This window comes from Commensalibacter oyaizuii (assembly GCF_029953265.1).
In the GTDB taxonomy this organism is placed as follows: Bacteria; Pseudomonadota; Alphaproteobacteria; order Acetobacterales; family Acetobacteraceae; genus Commensalibacter; species Commensalibacter oyaizuii.
Window position 1 is genome coordinate 1,810,916 of record NZ_JASBAO010000001.1, and the last position, 21,476, is coordinate 1,832,391.

Annotated in this window: 23 protein-coding genes and 1 riboswitch; of the genes, 14 read left to right on the plus strand and 9 right to left on the minus strand. The window is 39.1% G+C overall.

Annotated elements, in window-relative coordinates; translation table 11 throughout:
* Positions 1-15: 15 nt before the first annotated feature.
* Entirely contained in the window at positions 16-210 is a 195-nt protein-coding gene (locus tag QJV27_RS08180) for a hypothetical protein (RefSeq protein ID WP_281448440.1), read from the minus strand.
* Between the two features lie 185 nt (positions 211-395).
* On the opposite strand from QJV27_RS08180, the gene QJV27_RS08185 reads away from it, so the two are divergent.
* Complete coding sequence (locus QJV27_RS08185) at positions 396-1,349, plus strand: YihY/virulence factor BrkB family protein (RefSeq protein ID WP_281448441.1); 954 nt, start codon at positions 396-398, stop codon at positions 1,347-1,349.
* 48 nt (positions 1,350-1,397) lie between these two features.
* Here QJV27_RS08185 and QJV27_RS08190 read toward each other — a convergent pair whose 3' ends face one another.
* Complete coding sequence (locus QJV27_RS08190; RefSeq protein WP_281448442.1) at positions 1,398-1,940, minus strand: septal ring lytic transglycosylase RlpA family protein; 543 nt, start codon at positions 1,938-1,940, stop codon at positions 1,398-1,400.
* Between the two features lie 366 nt (positions 1,941-2,306).
* Between QJV27_RS08190 and aroQ the strand changes: the two genes are divergently transcribed.
* From aroQ to accC, 3 genes are read left to right on the plus strand one after another with little or no spacing between them, the layout of a single operon-like run.
* Complete coding sequence (gene aroQ, locus QJV27_RS08195) at positions 2,307-2,759, plus strand: type II 3-dehydroquinate dehydratase (RefSeq protein ID WP_281448443.1); 453 nt, start codon at positions 2,307-2,309, stop codon at positions 2,757-2,759.
* Positions 2,759-3,202, plus strand: a complete 444-nt coding sequence (locus QJV27_RS08200; RefSeq protein ID WP_281448444.1) for an acetyl-CoA carboxylase biotin carboxyl carrier protein — start codon at positions 2,759-2,761, stop codon at positions 3,200-3,202. Before aroQ ends, QJV27_RS08200 begins: the two co-directional genes overlap by 1 nt.
* 4 nt (positions 3,203-3,206) lie before the next feature.
* Positions 3,207-4,556: an acetyl-CoA carboxylase biotin carboxylase subunit gene (accC, locus tag QJV27_RS08205; protein ID WP_281448445.1), complete on the plus strand. Its 1,350-nt coding sequence runs from the start codon at positions 3,207-3,209 to the stop codon at positions 4,554-4,556.
* A gap of 21 nt (positions 4,557-4,577) precedes the next feature.
* Here the strand turns inward: accC and QJV27_RS08210 are convergent, their stop codons facing one another.
* Together QJV27_RS08210 and QJV27_RS08215 are read right to left on the minus strand one after the other, a co-directional pair.
* A complete protein-coding gene (locus QJV27_RS08210; RefSeq protein WP_281448446.1) occupies positions 4,578-5,129 on the minus strand; it encodes an adenine phosphoribosyltransferase in 552 nt (183 codons plus the stop codon).
* Positions 5,130-5,223: 94 nt separating this feature from the next.
* Positions 5,224-6,063 (minus strand): SDR family NAD(P)-dependent oxidoreductase, encoded by an 840-nt coding sequence (locus QJV27_RS08215; RefSeq protein ID WP_281448447.1) that lies wholly within the window; start codon positions 6,061-6,063, stop codon positions 5,224-5,226.
* Between the two features lie 216 nt (positions 6,064-6,279).
* Between QJV27_RS08215 and QJV27_RS08220 the strand changes: the two genes are divergently transcribed.
* The 7 genes from QJV27_RS08220 (at position 6,280) to QJV27_RS08250 (ending at position 11,487) form a co-directional block, all read left to right on the plus strand.
* Positions 6,280-7,005, plus strand: coding sequence for an NAD-dependent deacylase (locus QJV27_RS08220; RefSeq protein WP_281448448.1), 726 nt, complete (start codon positions 6,280-6,282; stop codon positions 7,003-7,005).
* A 9-nt stretch (positions 7,006-7,014) separates the two neighbouring features.
* Positions 7,015-7,593, plus strand: coding sequence for a uracil-DNA glycosylase family protein (locus QJV27_RS08225; protein ID WP_281448449.1), 579 nt, complete (start codon positions 7,015-7,017; stop codon positions 7,591-7,593).
* A 189-nt stretch (positions 7,594-7,782) separates the two neighbouring features.
* Positions 7,783-7,904, plus strand: a riboswitch (TPP riboswitch).
* Between the two features lie 131 nt (positions 7,905-8,035).
* Entirely contained in the window at positions 8,036-8,962 is a 927-nt protein-coding gene (locus QJV27_RS08230) for an FAD-dependent oxidoreductase (protein ID WP_281448450.1), read from the plus strand.
* A 2-nt stretch (positions 8,963-8,964) separates the two neighbouring features.
* Complete coding sequence (gene thiS / locus QJV27_RS08235; protein ID WP_281448451.1) at positions 8,965-9,162, plus strand: sulfur carrier protein ThiS; 198 nt, start codon at positions 8,965-8,967, stop codon at positions 9,160-9,162.
* Positions 9,163-9,164: 2 nt separating this feature from the next.
* Positions 9,165-9,923: a thiazole synthase gene (locus QJV27_RS08240; RefSeq protein ID WP_281448452.1), complete on the plus strand. Its 759-nt coding sequence runs from the start codon at positions 9,165-9,167 to the stop codon at positions 9,921-9,923.
* Positions 9,924-10,535, plus strand: a complete 612-nt coding sequence (locus QJV27_RS08245) for a thiamine phosphate synthase (RefSeq protein ID WP_281448453.1) — start codon at positions 9,924-9,926, stop codon at positions 10,533-10,535.
* Positions 10,501-11,487 (plus strand): HesA/MoeB/ThiF family protein, encoded by a 987-nt coding sequence (locus QJV27_RS08250; protein ID WP_281448454.1) that lies wholly within the window; start codon positions 10,501-10,503, stop codon positions 11,485-11,487. Before QJV27_RS08245 ends, QJV27_RS08250 begins: the two co-directional genes overlap by 35 nt.
* A 53-nt stretch (positions 11,488-11,540) precedes the next feature.
* Here the strand turns inward: QJV27_RS08250 and QJV27_RS08255 are convergent, their stop codons facing one another.
* The 3 genes from QJV27_RS08255 to QJV27_RS08265 all read right to left on the minus strand — a co-directional run bounded on the left by QJV27_RS08255 (position 11,541) and on the right by QJV27_RS08265 (position 16,212).
* On the minus strand, positions 11,541-12,254 hold the full coding sequence (locus QJV27_RS08255; protein ID WP_281448455.1) for a MarC family protein: 714 nt from the start codon (positions 12,252-12,254) through the stop codon (positions 11,541-11,543).
* 80 nt (positions 12,255-12,334) lie between these two features.
* The gene (locus QJV27_RS08260) at positions 12,335-14,776 is read right to left on the minus strand and encodes a mechanosensitive ion channel family protein (protein WP_281448456.1); all 2,442 of its coding nucleotides are present in this window, start codon (positions 14,774-14,776) and stop codon (positions 12,335-12,337) included.
* 197 nt (positions 14,777-14,973) lie between these two features.
* Positions 14,974-16,212 (minus strand): MFS transporter, encoded by a 1,239-nt coding sequence (locus tag QJV27_RS08265; RefSeq protein ID WP_281448457.1) that lies wholly within the window; start codon positions 16,210-16,212, stop codon positions 14,974-14,976.
* A 621-nt stretch (positions 16,213-16,833) separates the two neighbouring features.
* Here QJV27_RS08265 and QJV27_RS08270 point away from each other — a divergent pair.
* Positions 16,834-17,433: an IMPACT family protein gene (locus tag QJV27_RS08270; protein WP_281448458.1), complete on the plus strand. Its 600-nt coding sequence runs from the start codon at positions 16,834-16,836 to the stop codon at positions 17,431-17,433.
* Here QJV27_RS08270 and tldD read toward each other — a convergent pair.
* Together tldD and QJV27_RS08280 are read right to left on the minus strand one after the other, a co-directional pair.
* Positions 17,430-18,881, minus strand: coding sequence for a metalloprotease TldD (tldD, locus tag QJV27_RS08275; protein WP_281448459.1), 1,452 nt, complete (start codon positions 18,879-18,881; stop codon positions 17,430-17,432). The genes QJV27_RS08270 and tldD overlap by 4 nt on opposite strands.
* A 50-nt stretch (positions 18,882-18,931) precedes the next feature.
* A complete protein-coding gene (locus QJV27_RS08280; protein ID WP_281448460.1) occupies positions 18,932-19,981 on the minus strand; it encodes a COX15/CtaA family protein in 1,050 nt (349 codons plus the stop codon).
* A gap of 118 nt (positions 19,982-20,099) precedes the next feature.
* Here QJV27_RS08280 and QJV27_RS08285 point away from each other — a divergent pair, with 118 nt between their 5' ends.
* Entirely contained in the window at positions 20,100-20,789 is a 690-nt protein-coding gene (locus QJV27_RS08285) for a TVP38/TMEM64 family protein (protein ID WP_281448461.1), read from the plus strand.
* 49 nt (positions 20,790-20,838) lie between these two features.
* A complete protein-coding gene (locus QJV27_RS08290) occupies positions 20,839-21,456 on the plus strand; it encodes a glutathione S-transferase family protein (protein WP_281448462.1) in 618 nt (205 codons plus the stop codon).
* The last annotated feature ends 20 nt before the right edge of the window (positions 21,457-21,476 follow it).

The following is a 21,476-nucleotide window of genomic DNA, read 5'->3' on the forward strand; positions in this document are numbered from 1 at the left end:
TGTGATGATACTGTTTTAATTAAACAGAAAAAATGTTGCGGAACGGTCTAACGGACCAGCGAATTTAAATGGCGGTTTTTCTTTGTGAAATTTGAAAAAAGAGTTACCAATTTGCCAGAACGCTTGACGTCGTTGCGTAACCTTTAAAGGGCCAGGGGCACGTGCGTTGCTGCGTGTTTGCGATATGATCCCTTTTTGGAATAAAATCAACAATAAAATGTTATATTTTTAAAAATTTAAGAATATTTTTAGCTTACTCGCTGACATTAATGTAATGATGTTACTTAAAAGCAAGAAAAAAATATCAGAATAATGGTATAGTAATAGAAATTAAATCAAGAATATGGTTTATTTACGTCTGTTAAATATATTTGAAAGGTTGGAATAGAAAAGTAATGGATGCTTTAGATACATCGATGTCAGAAGAAATTCTTGTAGAGAAGCGATATTCTCCTTTAAAAATTTCATTTCGCGGATGGAAAACCATTATTATGAATACCATTCGGACCTTAATCAATGGTCCATCAATGTTGGTTGCGGCGGGATGTGCCTTTTACTCAACTTTATCTTTATTCCCAACCATTAGCAGTTTAATTTCAGTTTATGGTTTAATTTTTGATCCTCAAACGGTCGAACCTCAGCTAAAATTTTTGTCACATTTTTTGCCACCATCTGTTTATAGTTTTTTGCAACAAATGATTCATAGCATCATCGATCAAACTGATTCAACCTTGACAATTCAGTTGGCTATTTCGATTGTACTAGCGATGTGGGCTTCTGCAGTTGGTACCAAGGGGCTGATTACAGGATTGAATGTTGCCTATAATGCCAAAGAAACAAGAAATTTTTTTAAATTTCAACTATTGGCGATGTCTTTGACTTTTTGCGCTATTTTGGGAACGTCTTTAACACTGGCTATTGTTGTGGCTCTGCCTGCGATTATCAAGTTGCTACCTTTAACTGTCTTTTACGATATGATGAATTATTTCCCTTGGATTTGGGAATATATTCCAGCATTAAACATTGCAAAAACAGCGAGTAACATTGTTGTTTTGTTTTTCGTTATTTGGACATTTTCGATGTTTTATCGTTTTGGTCCTTGTCGAGCAAACGTGAATTGGCGCTGGATTTTACCAGGCGCAGTGGTTGCTACGATTCTTTGGTTACTGTCAGCTTTTGGATTTTCGTTTTATGTAGCACACTTAGCTAATTTTAGTAGTACCTATGGCCCTTTGGGCACAGTTGTTGCTGTGATGATGTGGTTCTTAGTTTCTTGTTATGTGGTATTGCTGGGTGCACAACTTAATTCAAAAATCGAAGAATATGTTATAAAAGAAGCCTCTGCTTAACGTAGTGCCATGATTATATAGACCAGAGGCTGCTCAATTTAGATCTTGTTACTCTGGTGCTTCTGCAACTTCGATATTTTGGGTAATAGGCGTAATGGTAACATGAGCTGTACCTCTTCTGACCATTCCAATTTTTGCAGCGGCTGCTTTGGATAAATCAATAATTCGATTCCCTGAATAAGGACCACGATCATTAATTGTTACTACGACAGCGTTTCCAGTATCTTCAGAACGTACTAACACCTTAGTGCCCATAGGCAAACTGGGATGAGCAGCTGTTAATTGGGTGCTATTGAAACGAGATCCTGATGCTGTTCTTAATCGATTGTGACGACCACCATACCAGCTAGCTGTTCCACTTTCGGATTGGCTGTTATCTGTATTATAAGCCTCATTTTGGGGGTTTTGATAAGCCTTATGACGGCGGATTCGATAAGGGGTTGCCTTTTTTCTTGTGTGTTTAACAAGTTTCCGATGAGTTGTTTTTACTGAACTTCTATGTTCTGCAAATGCTTGATGGCTTTGTATTCCTTGTAGACCTAAGCCTGTGATAAGGCAAATACCTAACAATTTAGTACAACGTCGTCGCATGTATTTTAATCCTGTTCTTATTTCACCCTAGATTAGTAAGTGAACCTGAATAATATAGAATATTGCCACTATAAATGGCATGATAAAATCATAATTATATCATACTCTTATAAAAAAATGGCAAAAAAAAGAAAAAAATGTATTTATGTCGTATTGAAATTTATATAAGCATACTATGTTTGAAAATCAATAAGCTGTAAATAAAACAACAATGCAAATGAAATTAAGACGATTCAGAAAATAAATCTTTAGGGTATATTTGTAATGATCTTAGAAGTTGCCTATTAAATAAAGAAATTATATTTATTAGGATGAATAGTCTATATATAAAGAAAAGATATTTATGTATTGAAGGCGTAACAGGTGATGGTATTACCGCTGGTATATGTTTTGAATGGGCCCAATTTGAATATGTTGGGGATGCGTCAGCCAGAAGTTTATGGCAGTGCAACCCTTGACGATGTGGAACAAATTTGCATTCAAAACGCAGAGCAGTTAGAAATAGCTATAGATTTTCGTCAGACTAATGATGAAGGTGAGCTGGTTTCATGGATACAGGAATGCAAAGGAAAGGCCAAGGGAATCATTATTAACGCTGGTGCCTACAGTCATACATCCATTGCAACACTGGATGCGTTGTTATCTGTGGATTTACCTGTTATAGAGGTTCATATTTCAAATATTTATCGTCGGGAATCATTTCGACATCATTCATATGTTTCGCAAGCAGCAACAGGTGTTATTTGTGGGCTAGGCTTACAAGGGTACGCGCTTGCGCTTGCTGCGATAGCAGATATTATTCTAGAAGAGGACAGTTAATGGGCAAAATGCTCGTCGATGCAGAAGTCATTCGTGCTTTAGCAGATATTTTAACCGAAACTGGGTTAAGTGAAATTGAAATTGCAGAAAAGGATCAGAGAATCCGCGTTGCCAGAAATCTTGGTGGTGGTGGCGTTGTTGCCCCCGTTGCAGCGCCTGTAGCCGTTGAAACCAGTTCACAGGTTGCGACACAAGATTTATCAAAAGACCCTGGTGCAGTACTAAGCCCAATGATTGGGGTTGCGTATTTAACACCTGAACCATCTGCACCTGCTTTTGTTACTGTTGGACAGCAAGTACAAGCAGGTCAGGTGTTGATGTTAATTGAAGCAATGAAAACGTTTAATCAAATTCGTGCCCCTAAGGCAGGGAAAGTAACGCGCATTCTTGTTTCTTCAGGTGATCCAGTAGAATACGGTGAAGTTCTGGCAGTAATAGAATAAAACAATGTTTTCAAAAATCTTAATCGCCAATCGTGGTGAAATTGCTCTTCGTGTATTAAGGGCTTGTCGTGAGATGGGCATCAAGACAGTCGCTGTACATTCAACAGCGGATGCAGATGCTATGCATGTTTTGTTGGCCGATGAAAGTGTTTGTATTGGCCCTCCTGCTTTGGCAGAGAGTTATTTAAACAAGGCAGCCATTATTTCCGCCGCAGTTGTCACAGGGGCAGAGGCTATTCACCCAGGGTACGGTTTTTTATCTGAAAACGCAGACTTTGCTGAATTGGTTGAAGAACACGGTATTGTTTTTATAGGTCCAACACCTCAACATATTCGTATGATGGGGGATAAAATTCAGGCCAAAACAACAATGGAAAGATTTAACGTTCCATTGGTTCCTGGTTCAGATGGGGAGTTAAAAGATATTAATTCTGCAAAAAAAGTTGCAGATGAGATCGGTTACCCCGTTTTAATTAAAGCTTCTGCTGGGGGGGGGGGTCGAGGGATGAAAGTCGCTCAAAGCCCTGAAGAGCTCGAAGAAGCATGGCAAGTTGCCAGAACAGAGGCCAAGATGGCTTTTGGTAATGATGCTGTGTATATGGAAAAATATCTTGATAAACCTCGACATATTGAAATCCAGATTATTGGCGATCAACATGGAAACGTGGTTTATTTAGGGGAAAGGGATTGCTCTTTACAAAGACGCCATCAAAAGGTGTTGGAAGAGGCCATGTCCCCAGCATTAACGGATGAACAACGCCAATTTATTGGGAATGTTTCTTCTAATGCAATGCGCGAGCTGGGATATCGTAATGCTGGTACGTTGGAATTCTTGTATCAAGATGGGCATTTTTGTTTTATTGAAATGAATACAAGGTTACAGGTTGAACATCCTGTTACAGAATTTATTTCAGGCGTGGATTTGGTTGCAGAACAAATTCGGGTAGCGGCTGGTGAACCTTTAAGTGTTCAACAGGCTGATATTCATTTTAAGGGGCATGCAATCGAATGTCGTATCAATGCTGAGGATCCAGAAACTTTTGCCCCAAATCCAGGGAAAATCAGTGTATTCCATGCCCCTGGTGGTTTTGGTGTACGTTTAGATAGTGCTTTGTACGTTGGATATTCTATTCCACCATATTACGACAGTATGGTCGCAAAACTAATTGTACACGCTCCAGATCGTCCATCTGCTATTGCAAGAATGCAAAGAGCTTTGGCGGAAATGGTTGTTTCTGGAATAAAAACCACTATCCCGTTACAACAAAAGATTTTGGCCGATGAACAGTTCCAAAAAGGGGATTACACAATCCATTGGTTGGAACATTTTATTGAAAAAAATAAGAAAGTATAATGACTTTCTTATTTATGTTACTTATTCGTAAGTAATAACAGAGTGTAAGGGGACGTCAATTTTTTCACGTCCCTTTAAACTTTTTAACTCAATAAGTGCCGCCGCACCCACAATTTCCGCACCAACTTTGCGCAAAAGGTTGATAGAAGCTTGTAACGTCCCCCCTGTTGCCAATAAATCGTCGATAATAACGACTTTTTGACCAGGCTTGACAGCATCCTCTTGGATATGAATACAGTTTTGACCATATTCCAAATCGTAATTAATCGAAATTGTTTTTCCTGGTAATTTTCCAGGCTTGCGAATCATAATCATCCCACATCCCATTGCTGATGCCAGTGGGGATGCACTGACAAATCCGCGTGATTCAATACCCGCAATTAAATCAGGTTGCCATTTTGCGACACCATGTGCCATACGTGCAGTTGCAATTTGCCAAGCATCAGCATTTCTTAGCAATGTTGAAATATCGTAAAATAATATGCCAGGCTTTGGGTAATCAGGAATAGAGCGAATATACTGCTTAAGGTCAATTTCAGGTGGATTGAAATCAGAGTGCTGTGTTACATTCATCGTTATGGGTCGTTCTTGTATTTATTAAAAATTATATAAAGAACCCTACATGTAAAAGGTTCATAGTAGTCTAGCAATAGATTTTTAAAGATTTCTAGTCTTGTTGTAAATTATTCCTATTTCTTTTTGCCCATATTTTTTTACCCTTTTTGCCTTTTCTTTCCATATATGGCATTAATAATTGAACCAATGCAGGTTTTAACATAACAAGCTTAATTTGGATTCCGGACCATTTTGGTAAATAATATTCCTGCTTTTTTTTACGTAATGCAGTGATAACCGTGCGACAAACTTCATCAGCTGATAACGGAGGTGTGCAGAAATTGAGATTGCTTCCTCCATTTTTGATTTCCTGACGCAACATTTTTGTATCTATTGCCCCAGGGAAAATCGAAGAGACATAAATGCGTTTGGGACGCAGTTCCATTGATAATGCCAATGCAAAACCACGCAATCCGAACTTGCCAGCAGAATAAAGAGCACTTCCTTTTAATGGCAATAAACCCCCAAGCGAATTGATGAAAATAATAGAGCTATTTCTCTTTAACAGTGGTAACAACTCTTTAGTAACAATAATGGCACCTGTTAAATTGGTTTGAATTTGCTTTTGAATCATATCATCACTTTGAAGATCCAAAGGGCCTGGATAAATATTGCCCGCGCAGTGAATTAATGCATCGATTTGACCAAAGCGTGATCGGATTTCTTGTAATAAATAATGGATTTCATTGGGTTGAGAAATATCACAAATACAACTGGTAACGTTTTTTCCAAAATGAAGTGAAATTTGTTCCATCTGCATTAAGTTTCTAGCAACCATTACGACTTTGTAATGTTTTGCCAATAAATGTTTAACCAGTTGTTTGCCTAAACCACCAGTAGCACCAGTAACGACAGCAACTTTTTTTGAACGGGTAAATATATTAAAACGCATTAGATAAATCTCAATTTAAGGAAAGAAGTATTTATTAAAATAATTTAAGCTTTTTTGGCAATAATATGCACTATAACATATTTTTGTTATAATAGTTAAACTGGATTTAAATAATATGTAAATACGATACTTTTTTTACGGATAATATTTGTTATTATCGGGGCGAGTGGGTATATATTGTTAGCTTATTGAAATAATAATAAAAGGGGACCAGTAATGCAAAAAATTGTTGTGCTAACTGGGGCTGGGGTCAGTAAAGAGTCTGGATTGGATACCTTTAGGGATGCTAATGGTATATGGGCAAAATATAGTATGGAAGAGGTCTGCACCCCAAGAGGTTTTCAGAGAAGTCCACAAAAGTTACATGATTTTTACAATAAATTACGTCAAGATTTACCGACAGTTAAACCAAACGCAGCACATATAGCATTGGCAGATTGGGAGCGAGTGATAAAAGAACGTAATTTAGAGGTTGAGTTGCTGGTTGTGACTCAAAATATCGATGATTTGCACGAACGCGCAGGCAGCAAAAATCTCTATCATATGCACGGTGAGTTATACAAGTTATGGTGTACTGCATGCGATATGAAAATAACATGGAATCAAAATTGCTTTGTGGATACGCCTTGCCCCCAGTGTGGTCAGGAAAACTTGAGACCTGACATTGTATGGTTTGGGGAAACACCTTATCATATGGATGCAATACAAAAAGCATTACTACAATGTGACTTGTTTATTTCTATTGGAACATCAGGGGAGGTTTACCCCGCAGCAGGATTTGTTGAATTGGCTGCTTCTGCTAATGCAAAAACAATAGAGTTAAATTTAGAACCTTCAGCTGGAACCTCTCGTTTTAATGAAAGCCGTTTGGGTCCAGCAACACAACTAGTACCAGAATTTGTTAAATCGTGGTTACAGCAGTATCAATCAAAGACAAGATAAGGCGTGCCTATGCAGTGTTTGAATGATTTAGTAAAAGAAATTAAAGCTTGTCATATTTGTGAAGGTTTACCTCTAGGGCCTAAACCAATCTTGCAAGCAGGGTCTGCAAACGCTCGACTGTTAATTACAGGTCAAGCCCCAGGAACGTTGGCACATAACACGGGATTAACATTTAACGACCCGTCAGGGGATCGTTTGCGTGATTGGTTACAAATTGATCGCGATGTTTTTTATAACGATCAGTTGATAGCCATTATTCCCATGGGGTTTTGTTATCCTGGTCGTTTGGAAAAGGGGGGTGACAAACCACCACGTAAAGAGTGTGCACCACAATGGCGGGATCGGCTGTTACAGGTTTTACCAAATATTCGATTAACACTATTGGTTGGGTCTTATGCTCAAAATTATGTTTTAGGCAAGGGGCAAGTAACGCAGAGAGTAAAAAATTTTCAGCAATATTTGCCTAATTTTTTTCCGTTGCCACACCCTTCATGGCGCACTCTGGCTTGGGCTAAAAAAAATCCGTATTTCGAACAAGAAATATTAGGGGAATTGAGGGTATTGGTAAAACGCGTATTGAGATTATAGAATATGTATTAGATTATAAGTATCTAATTATTATCTTATTAATATAGATTATATTTCTAGTGCTTTACCACATCATATATAATAAATACTGCATTACATCAAAATATCACAATACTTATGACGCGCACAAGGGCAGTAAATAAGAAATTCTTGTTGACTTATATGCCAGCCCTATTATCCTTAAACAATAAATAATGTCGGGGGAGTCTCAACCAAAGAGACTGAGAGGCTAGTAGAGAATATTCTCGGTTTAGCGACCCTTGGAACCTGACCCAGTTTACACTGGCGTAGGGAGACGGGATCCGTCATCAGATAGATCTGTAAGGTCAGTGATATAGAAAACATTAGTGACCAACCTCTCTTTACCGAAAATCTAAATGGGTCTTTGATTATGAGAGGGAAGAATGAGTTACAATATAGTTAAAAAGTCAAAGATCAGATTATGAAGATTTGGTCAGTGATTGGCAGTGGTGTAACAGGGTTATGTATTGCCACAACATTATGTGAACACGGTGAGGCGGTAGAAGTCATCGAGTCATCAACAATTCCAACAGCTTCTATTTTTGCTGGGGGTATGTTAGCCCCTTTTTGTGAAGGGGAAAGCGCTCCACAGGCAGTCGTTGATCATGGGGTAATGGCTATTCAATGGTGGTCAGATCATGTTAGCAGTGTTAAAAAGACAGGCACATTGGTGGTGGCCCCCCCACGAGATGGAGCAGAGTTAAATCGCTTTGCAACAATGACCAGTGATTATGAATGGGTTGTGCCTGAACAGGTCGAACCTGATTTATCCAGTCGGTTTGCACGTGGTCTTTTGTTTCCGACTGAGGCCCATCTGGATCCTCGTTTGTCGTTGCAAGAGTTAAAGCAAAATTTAATTGAAAAAGGCGTCGTTTTTCACAAGAATTCTCCTTGTGGTAAAATTATTGACTGTCGTGGGATTCAGGCAGAAGATTGCTTATCTAACCTACGTGCAGTCAGGGGGGAGATGTTAATCTTCGAATCCCACGATATTACATTCTCGCGTTCAATTCGGTTATTGCATCCCCGTTTTCCTTGTTATTTGGTTCCACGCCACAATGGGCAATTTATGCTGGGGGCAACAATGATCGAGAGCCACGATAACAGTCCAATCAGTGCACGTGCTTTGATGGAAATGTTAGGATCTGCTTATGCACTACATCCTGCATTTGCAGAGGCCAGAATTATTGAAACGGGAACAGGATTACGTCCTTCATTCCCTGATAACATGCCAGAGATTTTGTACCAAGAAGGGCGTTTTTTTGTGAATGGAATGTACCGTCATGGCTTTTTATTAGCACCGTTTATGGCACAACAATTGATGCAGAAACTTTCGCATGGAGGATAAAGATGAAGATTTATTTAAATGGTCAAGATATTGAAACACAGGCAGAAACATTAATGGTGCTATTTCAAGAACAAAAAATTGATAGTACAGCTATTGCAACCGCAGTAAACGGCGACTTTGTGCCTAGAACCGCTTATGAAACGACAAAATTAACGCAAGGGGCAAAGGTCGAAGTGCTTTCCCCGATGCAAGGGGGATAGTAATGATTTACGGTTATGAATTGAATTCCAGATTATTATTGGGTACGGCTGGATATCCTTCACCAGATATCTTAGCCAAGGCTATTATGGAATCCGAAACGGATATTATTACGGTCAGCCTTAGGCGCGAAGGGTCTGCGGGGGAGGGATTTCGTCATCTTCTAAGTCAGGTAAAAAAACGGTTTTTACCTAATACGGCAGGATGTTATACGGTTAAGGAAGCTGTTACGACCGCCCACATGGCCAGAGAGGTTTTTAATACGACTTGGATCAAGTTAGAAGTGATAGGTCATGCGGATACGCTGCAGCCAGATCCTTTTGCTTTGGTAGAAGCCGCACGAATTTTATGTCAAGATGGGTTTGAGGTATTTCCTTATACGACCGAGGATTTAATTGTCGGTGATAAATTGCTAGAGGCAGGTTGCAAGGTTTTAATGCCGTGGGGTGCCCCTATTGGTTCTGGACAGGGACTGCGCAATATTGAGGGTTTACGGACGATGCGTTCTTATTTTTCAGATGTTCCGTTAATCATTGATGCGGGTATCGGTGCCCCAAGTCAGGCCGTGCAGGCAATGGAAATGGGGTTTGACGCAATTTTATTAAATACTGCTGTGGCCAAAGCTAAAGATCCCATTATGATGGCAGGGGCTTTCCGAGATGCTATTAAAGCAGGTCATAAAGGATATCAAGCTGGGGTGATGGAAAAACGCAATATGGCTTATACCTCTACCCCTGCTTATGGTTTGGCGGATTTGAGCTAGATGGAGAAATTTTATTTGGTCACAGGATCAGTTAATTTATTGAAATTACTTGTTCCTGTTGGGGTAAAATTGGTACAATTGCGAATAAAGGATGCGCCAATCGATCAATTGCGACAACAAATAACTGAGGCCAAGTTATGTTGCCAACAATATGGGGCGACGTTGGTTTTGAATGATTATTGGCAATTGGCGTTAGAGTTGGGTATTGATTTTGTGCATTTGGGGCAGGAAGATCTACAGAACGCTGATTTTTCTGCATTGCGTCGTGCGAATATACGATTTGGGCTATCAACACACGATGAAGCAGAATTAGAGCTGGCATTATCTTTAACCCCTGCTTATGTGGCGTTGGGACCCGTATATCCAACAAAATTAAAAAAAATGAAATGGGGGCCTCAGGGTCTACACCGTGTCCGTTTGTGGAAGCAGATAGCAGGACAAACCCCTCTAGTCGCCATTGGCGGGATTACCCCCCAACGTGTTGCTGGGGTCTTGGGTATGGGGGCGGATAGTGTTGCTGTTGTAACTGATATCCAATTGGCGTTGGATCCCGTGGCACGATGTCAGGAATGGCTGCGTGCCATTAAAAAGGTTGATTATGCAACGATATGAACGACAAATGAAGTTGCCAGAAATTGGCAAAGATGGCCAGGTTAAATTATCAAAGTCCAGAATTCTGGTGGTTGGGTGTGGGGGATTGGGATGTACGGTCTTGCCATTATTGTGTGGTGGTGGTGTTGGTTATATCCGATTATATGATCATGATGTGGTGGAGGAACATAACTTACATCGTCAATCTTTGTATCGTATGACTGATATTGGCAAACCAAAAGTATTCTGTGCAAAAACTCTTTTAAACCAGCAAAATCCTGATTGTCAAATTGATACATATCAGCAAAGACTGGTTCCTGGTAATGTGTATGAAGCTTTACAGAATATTGATTTGGTTATCGATGCCTCGGATAATTTTATGGTGACTTATAGTTTATCGGATGCATGCAAAAAGGTATCTATACCATTAGTCAGTGCTTCTGTTATCGAACGTTATGGATATGTCGGGAGCTTTTGCGGTCACGGGCCTAGTTATCGGGCGGTGTTCCCCAAATTTGCATCCGTAGAGGGAAATTGTAATAGTGTTGGGGTAATGGGGCCTGTTGTTGCGATATTAGGTGCAATTCAAGCGCAAATGGCCTTAAGTATTTTATTGGGTTTTACGAATTCCCCTTTGGGGCAATTGATTAATGTTGATTGTCGCACATGGCGGTTCAGTCAGTTTCGTTTTGATCAAGCTACAGAGCCTGAAGAAGAGGGGATAACGTTTATTGATTATGCTGATTTGAGAACCGATGATGTTATTATTGAGTTACGCAGCGTTCAGGAGGCTCCGCAAACTGTTGCCCCTAATGTTTTGCGGTTATTACCGCATGAAATCATAAATTGGGATCCCCCTTTGTCCCAACGGATTATATGTGTTTGTAAAACTGGGGTCAGAGCTGCACAGGCAGCATATCAATTACAACAAAAAGGGGTAAAATCTTTGGCTATTTTGGCGGACTATCGATAATTTTGAAGCTTTTATTTTCCTTGTTGGGGAAAATAAAGGGAACATAGTTGTGTCTATGTGCGAAAAATAGGCATCAAGAATCCTTGAATCCCCGTCCCTATAATTTGCACACCAATACATAATAAAATTAATGCTGCCATTCGTGATAAAATACGCGCTCTTGATTTTCCCAGTAGTCTCATTGTTTTGTCACAAAAAGTATAGGTAACAAAAATGATCAGCGCGACAGCCACAATAGCAAGTAACAGCCCATTATAAAAACTAAAGATCGCTGCGTTGCCTGTGGTGGGTTTAACAGAACTTAGTGCAATGGTCACGGCAATACAGCCTGGACCTATGGTAAAGGGCATGGTCAATGGAAAAAAGGCCGCATCCAAACCGTTAGGCAGCGCCATGGTTCGCCCTCCTTGTTCGGCTTCTTTTTGTTTTCGATCGGCATTTTGTTCTGGTGCATTTAATAATGTCCATGCGCGGACTGCAATGACCAATCCCCCTGCGATGCGAACAGCGTCAATACTAATCCCAAAAAACCGTAATACAAATTCACCAATCAATGCTGAAAGTGCTAAAATCATAAAAGAGTTTATGGCGATTTTTCTGGCCAGAATACGGCGCTCATCGTCATCTCTTTCTTCAGTTACTTGGTAAAAAATTAACGATGATCCCAAGGGGTCAGCGATAGAGATTAATGCAGGCAGACACAGTAAGAAGCTGCCTGAAACACTGGACAATGCATGAAGTAAGGGAAGGGGTTCTGTAAAATGCATAGGTTCACTGTAATATGATGGAAGAAAAGATATGGAATTCCATATCTTTTCAGTAAGGGGATAGATATTCCTTTTATAAGTTACTCGTTTTCAGATGCAAGGGATTCTTTATCTGTGGATTTAATTGCATAATTACTAGATGCTAATATACCAATTTTAGCTAGATATTCAGACAGGATTTCGCTTTTTACCCCATCAGTACTGCTGGAATGACCAACATAACAGGTTATGGAAATCACGAGAGAAGTCTCCGTAATACTATCAACCAAGACTTTTGGGGCGGGGGGGTCCACGACTTCAGGGTGGTTGTTCATAATATCAATAATCAGCTGTCGTGAAGCTTCTAATTGTTTTACGGAAATAACTGGCAGTTTTAATGAAATTAATCCTAAATGACGGCTGCGTGTGGCGTTTTGAACAGAAGATGTAATTAATTGAGAATTAGGAACAATAAGGGTAGAGAAATCACTTAACTGAATTTCAGTTGCACGAACCTTGATACTCATAACCGTACCTTTAACACCACCAATTGTCACAGTATCACCGATACGGACGGGGCGTTCTGCCAATAAAATCAGACCAGACACGAAATTTTGTACGATGGCTTGTAAACCAAATCCAATACCAACGGATAATGCACTGACGATCCAGGTAATATTTTGTGTTGTAACCCCTAAAATGGAGAGAACAACCATCGCGATTAATACCCAGCAGAAATAATTGAATATTGTGTCAATAGAGTTACGGGTTGCATTATCGAGATTTGTTTTAGGAAATAATTTGCTGTTTAACCAATTGCGTATTAAACGAACACAGTAAATTCCAATCAAAAAAACAAATAACGCCTCAAGAATAGTAGAAAAAGAAATACTGATATTACCAATTTTTTGATTTTGTAGCGTACTGGTTAAATGATCAACGAAAGAAAGTAAGTCAAAATTGCCAGGTGATGCGACAGAGGCAATCATTAAAATGATAGTTAATAAGGTAATAAATCCGGTAATAACGATTGATAGTTGGTCCATACGCTGGGCTCTGATACCAATAAGCTGTAGTTTTTTGCCTAACCAACGATCTGGATCTAAGATTAATGCGGTAATATCATTTAAAAGCATTCTTAGGAGGCTGAGAGTGCTAAAGACCAAGATAACCCAATTCAGCCATACACACATCGAAAATCCAAGATAAATATATCCACTGAGAACAGCCGCGATACAAATAATACAAAAAACTGGTAATCCAACGGCAATCAAAATAAAGCTGATATCTGGTCCTTTGTCAGTTTGGGTACTAAGTTTTTGTTGGCCAATTTTGCGTAATCGAATAGGGATCATCAAGAATAGAATACAAGCAATACAGGTAAAGAAACCATTACACAGTTGTTGCGCTAAAATGCTAACCCCACTGGTTGTATTGATATATTTTACAATTCCTAACAAAAAGATCATTAAGGCATAAATATTAGGTAGAATATTAATCGCTTGGGCTGTTTTATCGCTGATGGGTAAAAGACGCCATTGAGGTTTTTGAACCGCTAAAAATCCTCTGTACAATCCTAGGATAAATCCACAAAAATACAGTTGATGAATAATATTTTGGGAAAAGTCGAATGCTGGGTGGCTTGCACTATCTTGATAATCTAGACAGGTTAACAAGATGGTTGCAGATATCCCTGCAATGAATGAACATAAAATAGCAGAGAATAACGTCATGATACTGCGACGTAACCGTGTGGGCGGAATAATCTTCTCGACAATTCTGGCAATTACTTTTTCGATAACAGCACGAACAACAAACACCATTAAGATTGTGCTAATAATCCCAACGAATAATAATAAACGGCCGTTATCTTTTGTATTCCAGGCGTTGGTAAATAAACCGATAAAGTCATTATATAGGCCACTCATTCGTTTTTGATCGCTGGCACTGGTCAGATTAATTTGACGCCAGAAATTATACGTTAAAGGAGATGGGTTGTGGGTAAGCAGTTGTACTTGCTGAATATTTGACAATGATTGTTGGATTTGAAAGACTTGGCTATTTGCTTCTAACTGAATGATGGTTGCTTGTTGTATTTGTGCATTTAAATCGTTTTTATTTTTAACAATCGACTTATAATAATCGTTAAAGTTGCTGTTTTCGCTTTTATCTTTTTCCCCAGAGACCGTTTCCATTAGTTTTATGGCTTGGTCATACCCAGTAACTCTAGGTTTTAACATATTAATTAATCGGGTTGATTCTGACGAAATATCTTGCGCTTGGGTCAGTAAGTCCTTAAAAGCATTACGATTTTGTGATCGATTCAAGGATTGTAGGTTCTTATTAATATTACGTAATTTTTTAATTAATCTGTCCAAAGCTGGTTGGGTATTGGGATCAGGAATATTAATAAAAATTGGCGGGTTAGATGTGGTTTTGGATGCACTTGGTGCTTTGTTCTCGGTTTGACTGAAAGCAGGGGATATTCCCGTAATTCCCAGCAGTAGAAACGTAAACAGCAGGTAGCGTAAAATTAATTTCATAATGGCTCCTGATCAAAGACTTTAAATAATTGGAAAATATAAAGATAAAAAGCATCTATGATATTGCGATGCTTGGGAAATTTTTAATAATTGAGATTGAGTTGTGTAGATGAGTTGTAAAAAACTTAAGTTTATCTTGAAAAAAAATCAAGAAAATTAGTGGTTATTACGACAGCAATATCGAAGCAAAAATTATACTAATGAGGTTTAATATTATGTAATTGATCAACTTTTCTAAGGGATGGGAAAAAATACATCCATAATAAGGTAATAATAACTGTGCCTATTCCCCCCATCACAACACAGTTAACTGGACCAATAGCTTCTGCCAGCATACCACTTTCGAATTCCCCTAATTGATTTGATGAACCTATAAATAGCATGTTGATGGCTGAAACACGTCCCAGCATATAATCAGGGGTCAGTAGTTGAACCAGAGTACTGCGCACGACAACACTAATGACATCCGCACCCCCCAATATGATCAAACAAATCACAGAAAGGGATAATTGAGTTGAAAGACCAAAAATAATAGTAGCAATGCCAAATACAAAAACTGCGCTAAACATCCATTTTCCAGCATGATTACGGATGGGATATTTTGTCAAATACAATGCAACCAGTAATGCCCCAATTGCAGAGGATGCGCGTAATATTCCTAAACCAATGGGCCCACAGTCCAAAATTGTTCTGGCATAGATAGGTAGCATTGCCGTTGCACCCCCTAATAAAACAGCGAACAAATCCAGCGATATTGCCCCTAAGATACTAGGCTTTGAGAAAATGAAATAAATCCCTCCCAATAAATTTTCAATGGATAAAGGCATGGGTGTTTTTTGTGTCGGTTTAAATTGAATAGTAACGGTTGCAATTGCTGCTAAAACAAAGCCGATTGTGCAAAAAATATAGGTAAAATCAGGCCCAATTCCATATAAAATACCGCCTAATGCAGGTCCGACAATGGATGCTATTTGAAATAAAGATGAAGATAGAGTTGTGGCTTGGGGGAAAATTTTAGGCGGAACAATATTGATTAAGAATGTTTTTTGACAAGGCATTTCAAAGGCTCTGGCACATCCAAACAAAACCAGTGCTCCGTAAATAATACGGGGATTTAACCAGTTTTCAAATGATCCCCATGATAAAATAGCCGCACAAAGTGCCTCGATAAACAGGCAAATAATGACGATATATTTGCGATTAAATCGATCAGACACATGCCCTGCAGGTAAGACAAAAATAAGTAACGGCAAAAACATAGCTAATCCAACAAAGCCCAGCGCTGCGGCACTGTGGGTAAGATCATAAATTTGCCACCCAATAGCAACCGCCAGGGTCTGCATAGCCAGCGAGGATAAGGTGCGCGCCAAAATGGCTGCACATAAGCCAGGATAAAGGATAAGTTGTTTAAAGGAAAATGTGATAGATGAGGACATTGCCGTAAACGAATAATATACAGAGATATGAAAACTGATACAAAATTATCGAGGTTGTAAACATTATGATCATTTTTATTCTAGAGCAAAATAAAAACCGCATTACGTGATATAAATTCGAATATGTTTTTGTTTGGCTGCCTTTTTATAAGGTTATTCATGTGTAATTTTTTTTCTGTTGGTTTGGCAGAAACATATCTTTGGTAAATGGATAATAAGAAGTTAATTAGAAAAGTGTAAGCGCTCTATGTCGTTAAGGACGACAGTATTTAGCAAGATTATTATGGCCCTTAGTAGTATGAAAAGGCATAGGGCAAGGGGCCTACTTTGTTTCAGTTCAGTATGGATATAACTTACATTAAAAAAATTCAGATAAATAAAATTTCATGGGATAAAATCAGTAAGCAAAAGCAACGCACAAGTTTATTTTGACTTAGGGAAGATATATTCCTGTGAAATTAGCGTTGATAAATATCTTGTAAGCGCTTAGTAATATGTCGTGTAATTTGGTAAAAATAATTATATAGACACCTGCAAGTTTTATGGTTTGATACTATAAGAAAACAAAAATAATTAGATAAGTAATATTTAATAATTTTTTTAAATGGTATTTTTTGATTAATGGATAAAAACAATATTATTTATCAACTAACTGGACCTTATCAATATAAACAGGAGATTAAAAAAAGTATCTTTTTAGCTCATGCTATCCCTGTGGTTTCAGAAGATCAGGTTCACGAATGGTTGCATAAGTTAAGGGTGTCAGAGGCCACCCACAATTGTTGGGCCTATCGCATTGGTCAAAAATATCGCAGCGATGATGATGGCGAACCCTCTGGTACAGCAGGGCGTCCAATTTTACAGGTGATTGAAAAACAAAATTTTGATCAGGTGCTGATTTTGGTTATTCGTTGGTTTGGAGGGATTAAATTGGGGGCCGGTGGGTTAATTCGTGCCTATGGGGGTACAGCCGCCCAATGTTTACGCCAAGCCCCTTGTGCGGAGTATATTCCTCAAAAGACGGCTAGTATTTTGTGTTCTTTTTCAGATCATGCTCTATTAAAAGCAAGGATTACAGAATATGATGCCCAAATAATTGCAGAGGAATTTGGAGCAGAGGTAGAAATGAAAATTACTGTCCCCGAAGATGCATATAACGCATTATATGATCGAGTTTTGGATCTTACTCGGGGACAGGCTGTTGTAATAGAAGCAGATTAAAGATCTGTTCCCCCAACGGTTAATCCAGACATTTTAAGCGCAGGTTGTCCGACACCTACGGGTACGCCTTGGCCCGCTTTACCACAAGTACCAACACCTTTATCAAGTTCCATTTTATCGCCAATCATGGTGATTTTTGTTAAGGCATCTGCACCATTGCCAATGAGGGTGGCCCCTTTTACAGGATGGGTCACTTTACCATCTTCAATTAAATAGGCCTCAGAGGTAGAGAAAACAAATTTACCTGATGTAATATCGACTTGTCCACCACCGAAATTAACCGCATAAATTCCGCGTTTGGTATTGGAAATCATATCATCTAATGGTGCTTGCCCCGCCAACATAAAGGTATTGGTCATTCTGGGAATAGGGGTATACGCAAAAGATTGACGTCGACCGTTTCCAGTGGATTGTTTATTCATTAATCGGGCATTTAACCGATCATAAATAAAACCTGTTAAAATCCCATCCTCGATTAAAGTTGTGCGTTGAGTAGGGGTGCCTTCGTCATCAATGCTCAGACTGCCACGACGTTCAGAAATTGTACCATCGTCAACAACAGTCACACCAGGGGCGGCAATCTTCTTGCCCATCAGGCCCGCAAAGGCAGAGGTACCTTTGCGGTTAAAGTCACCTTCTAATCCATGACCAATTGCTTCGTGTAGCAAAATGCCAGGCCAGCCTGATCCTAAGACAACATCCATTTCCCCAGCAGGGGCAGGTTTGCTGTGTTGATTGACTAAGGATTGGCGCAAAGCTTCGTCAACGGCACTTTTCCATAAATGTTCTTGGGTGATTTCGTCATATCCATACCGTCCACCGCATCCAAACGATCCGACCTCTCTGCGGCCGTTTTCTTCGGTAATAACTGTGACATTTAATCTTATCAAAGGGCGAATATCAGCCACACGGAAATGATTTGCTCGTATAATTTGAACGGCTTGCCACTCCCCAGAGATGGAGGCACTGACTTGCACGACACGTTTATCTTTTCCACGTGCATAGTCGTTAATCTCATGCAACAGAGTTGCCCGTGCTGAAAAACTGCCTTGTTGTAAAGGATTTTCAGGATGGTATAGCCGTTGATTGGTTGGGATAGGATTATCGGACATGGTGCCAGTTTGTTGCAATTTTAACTGGCTTACTGTTTCGCTGGCACGTTTTAATGCTTTGTCATTTAATTCATTGGAATGGGCAAATCCAGTTTCTGTATTCAGGACAGAGCGTAAACCAAAACCAGAGGTAATATCAGTTGTTGCAGTACGAATGGTGCCGTCATCAATACTGATCATTTCGCTTTCGCGATACTCCAAAAACAATTCTCCGTCATCCATTCCTGTTAATGTTTCATGGACAGATTTTTCGGTTTGGTGACGGTCAAGCTGACTGGAAGATGGATTAAAAAATAATTCATCAGTCATAGCCAGTGCATTGATGGGATCAGTCATAAGGAATACTTTCAGTTCAAAAAAATTAAGAGTTTAAGAGATAATTGGAATCAGTCTGTGACCGTTTTAGGGGTGCGTGAGCGATGTAGGGCAATGATAAGGGTTGTTAACAGGACAACGGCAAACGCCTGATGAACAGTTCCTGCCCATACTGGGACGACAAGCAATAAGGTGGTTATACCAAGCACATATTGAATAATTACAGCCCATCCCATCAGCATTAGTGAATCTTTGATTGGTTTATCCAAAGTTGCCTTTAACCCGATAAAAACTGTTGTTAAAATCATAATAACCGTAATGGTTGCCAATAAACGGTGATTAAATTGAATGGCTGCAATATTTTCAAACCAGTTTGCCAAAAATGGGGACATAGAGGCATAATCGCTGGGAACTAAATGGCCATTCATTAAGGGAAACGTATTAAAGGAATGTCCTGCATGAGTGCCAGCGGTAAAGCCACCAGCAACAATAGTTATTAACAGAAGTGCACAATCAACGAAAAGGAGTTTACGGACTGTAAATGTAATTTCTGCAACGGATCTGCGCATCCTATTTGGTTCTGGATGACGTACTGACAATGCAGTCCATAAAATCGCAATATAAAGTGCCAGCGCACACATTAGATGCAAAACTAATCTTACAGGTTCAACGGCTGTACTATCAGGTCTAAAGCCAGAATGCACCATAAACCAACCAATACCCCCCTGTAATCCCCCTAAGATAACAAACAAAATCAACCGAAGAGAAAGTGCTTTGGAAATCATTTTTTTATAATAAAAAAAGATTAAAGGAATAAAAATTACCAATCCGATAATCCTGCCTAAAAAGCGATGACTCCATTCCGCCCAAAAAATTTGCTTGAATCCTTCCAGACCAAAGCCGTTATTTAAAATTTTATATTGAGGAATTGTTTTATATAAATCAAATTCCCTAACCCACTCATCATGGCTAAGGGGGGGCAGCATCCCTGTAATAGGTTTCCAATCCATAATGGATAACCCAGAGCCAGTTAATCGTGTATATCCCCCCAGTGCAATCATGCACAAAAGAAGGAAGCAAATAAAGAATAACCAGTTTGAAATATATTTATTATTATTCATGGCTAGAGAATTATCTTAATAAGGGTTATAAAGGTGCATTTTAGAATGTGATATTAATTTCTAGCGTTATAAAAAGCTTTTAGCAAGTCAAGCATTTTATCCCAACCAAAGATTAACGATGAAAAGCAGTAAATCCCCCACGAAAATATCTTTATTGCAGCAGTTTTATAAACCATTACTCATGGTTGGGGGTATTATTATTGTTGCATGGTTGGCTCGTTATTTTCATGGTGTCGATATTTTCTTAAATGATCATCACTTATTAAGACGGGGGCTACAGGGTCGGCTTTTGTTTTTATTAATTGCAATTTTAATGTGTTCTGTCGGATTCCCTCGACAGGTGGTATGCCTTACCGCGGGGGTAGTTTATGGATTTGTATGGGGTTGCTTGTATGCAATAATTGCCACGGTTGTTGGGGCTTTTATAACCTATACTTGGGCATTATGGTTGGGACGTGATTGGGCAAAAAAATATTTAGCACATAAAAAACTGCAAAAAATTGACCGTTTTATACGTGCTAATCCTTTTCATGCTGTGTTGATTTGTCGGTTGATGCCAGTTGGATCTTCTGTATTACTAAATACAACAGCGGGCGTTGTAGGTATTCGGTTACTTCCTTTTATTACTGCAACATTTTTAGGTAGTACCCCTCAAACGATTGTTTTCGTTTTGTTGGGTGGTGGGGTTCGTATAGGTCACACAGGTCAGATTATTTTAAGTGCTGTCTTGTTCTTCCTGTCCGCGGGGTTAGGAATTTTTTTGATGAAACGAACCCTAGGAAAAAAAAATGATTTGTTATTACCTTAGATTTGTTCCTTAATAGGGGTATGATTCAATTTAAACGGGAAGGTTCAAGATGAAACTTTATACAAAACCAGGGGCCTGTTCAACGGCAGATCATATTGCTTTGCATTGGAGTAGAGCTGAATTCGAAAGTGAGAATGTTACCCCTGAAACTTTACAAGACGCAAATTTTCTGAAGTTAAATCCATCGGGACAAATTCCTGTATTGGTTGATGGTTCTTTTGTTTTGACACAAAATGTTGCCATATTGACTTATATCGCTGAAAAATTTCCACAATCTCGATTACTGGGGGATGGATCTATTTTGCAAAAGGCAGAAGCATTACGTTGGCTGGCATTTGTTAATGCGGATATTCACCCAGCTTTCAGTTTGATTTTTGGTGGTAAAAAATATAGCAACGATCCTGCTGTGATTGATGCATTGGATAAAGGGGCACGTGCACGATTACAAAAATTGTATACGCAGGCAAACGTGCAATTATCAGGCAAAGAATGGATTGCTGGGTTTCGCAGTGTTGCCGATCCGTATTTATTTATGACTTTAAGATGGGCTGAGTTATTAAAGATTGATTTATCTTCTTTTGAGCATCTAAATAAATTTTATCAGAAAATGACTAAAGATCATGGTGTTATTGCTGCGTTTGAAGCAGAGGGACTGCAGTTGTCCTAGAAGACACAAGCAATATATTA

What these genes read in the sequence shown, in the direction of transcription:
- QJV27_RS08185 (WP_281448441.1), top strand. Translation starts at nt 396, where the DNA reads ATGGATGCTTTAGATACATCGATGTCAGAAGAAATTCTTGTAGAGAAG.
- QJV27_RS08190 (WP_281448442.1), bottom strand. Translation starts at nt 1,940, where the DNA reads ATGCGACGACGTTGTACTAAATTGTTAGGTATTTGCCTTATCACAGGC.
- aroQ (WP_281448443.1), top strand. Translation starts at nt 2,307, where the DNA reads ATGGTATTACCGCTGGTATATGTTTTGAATGGGCCCAATTTGAATATG.
- QJV27_RS08200 (WP_281448444.1), top strand. Translation starts at nt 2,759, where the DNA reads ATGGGCAAAATGCTCGTCGATGCAGAAGTCATTCGTGCTTTAGCAGAT.
- accC (WP_281448445.1), top strand. Translation starts at nt 3,207, where the DNA reads ATGTTTTCAAAAATCTTAATCGCCAATCGTGGTGAAATTGCTCTTCGT.
- QJV27_RS08210 (WP_281448446.1), bottom strand. Translation starts at nt 5,129, where the DNA reads ATGAATGTAACACAGCACTCTGATTTCAATCCACCTGAAATTGACCTT.
- QJV27_RS08215 (WP_281448447.1), bottom strand. Translation starts at nt 6,063, where the DNA reads ATGCGTTTTAATATATTTACCCGTTCAAAAAAAGTTGCTGTCGTTACT.
- QJV27_RS08220 (WP_281448448.1), top strand. Translation starts at nt 6,280, where the DNA reads ATGCAAAAAATTGTTGTGCTAACTGGGGCTGGGGTCAGTAAAGAGTCT.
- QJV27_RS08225 (WP_281448449.1), top strand. Translation starts at nt 7,015, where the DNA reads ATGCAGTGTTTGAATGATTTAGTAAAAGAAATTAAAGCTTGTCATATT.
- QJV27_RS08230 (WP_281448450.1), top strand. Translation starts at nt 8,036, where the DNA reads ATGAAGATTTGGTCAGTGATTGGCAGTGGTGTAACAGGGTTATGTATT.
- thiS (WP_281448451.1), top strand. Translation starts at nt 8,965, where the DNA reads ATGAAGATTTATTTAAATGGTCAAGATATTGAAACACAGGCAGAAACA.
- QJV27_RS08240 (WP_281448452.1), top strand. Translation starts at nt 9,165, where the DNA reads ATGATTTACGGTTATGAATTGAATTCCAGATTATTATTGGGTACGGCT.
- QJV27_RS08245 (WP_281448453.1), top strand. Translation starts at nt 9,924, where the DNA reads ATGGAGAAATTTTATTTGGTCACAGGATCAGTTAATTTATTGAAATTA.
- QJV27_RS08255 (WP_281448455.1), bottom strand. Translation starts at nt 12,254, where the DNA reads ATGCATTTTACAGAACCCCTTCCCTTACTTCATGCATTGTCCAGTGTT.
- QJV27_RS08260 (WP_281448456.1), bottom strand. Translation starts at nt 14,776, where the DNA reads ATGAAATTAATTTTACGCTACCTGCTGTTTACGTTTCTACTGCTGGGA.
- QJV27_RS08265 (WP_281448457.1), bottom strand. Translation starts at nt 16,212, where the DNA reads ATGTCCTCATCTATCACATTTTCCTTTAAACAACTTATCCTTTATCCT.
- QJV27_RS08270 (WP_281448458.1), top strand. Translation starts at nt 16,834, where the DNA reads ATGGATAAAAACAATATTATTTATCAACTAACTGGACCTTATCAATAT.
- tldD (WP_281448459.1), bottom strand. Translation starts at nt 18,881, where the DNA reads ATGACTGATCCCATCAATGCACTGGCTATGACTGATGAATTATTTTTT.
- QJV27_RS08280 (WP_281448460.1), bottom strand. Translation starts at nt 19,981, where the DNA reads ATGAATAATAATAAATATATTTCAAACTGGTTATTCTTTATTTGCTTC.
- QJV27_RS08285 (WP_281448461.1), top strand. Translation starts at nt 20,100, where the DNA reads ATGAAAAGCAGTAAATCCCCCACGAAAATATCTTTATTGCAGCAGTTT.
- QJV27_RS08290 (WP_281448462.1), top strand. Translation starts at nt 20,839, where the DNA reads ATGAAACTTTATACAAAACCAGGGGCCTGTTCAACGGCAGATCATATT.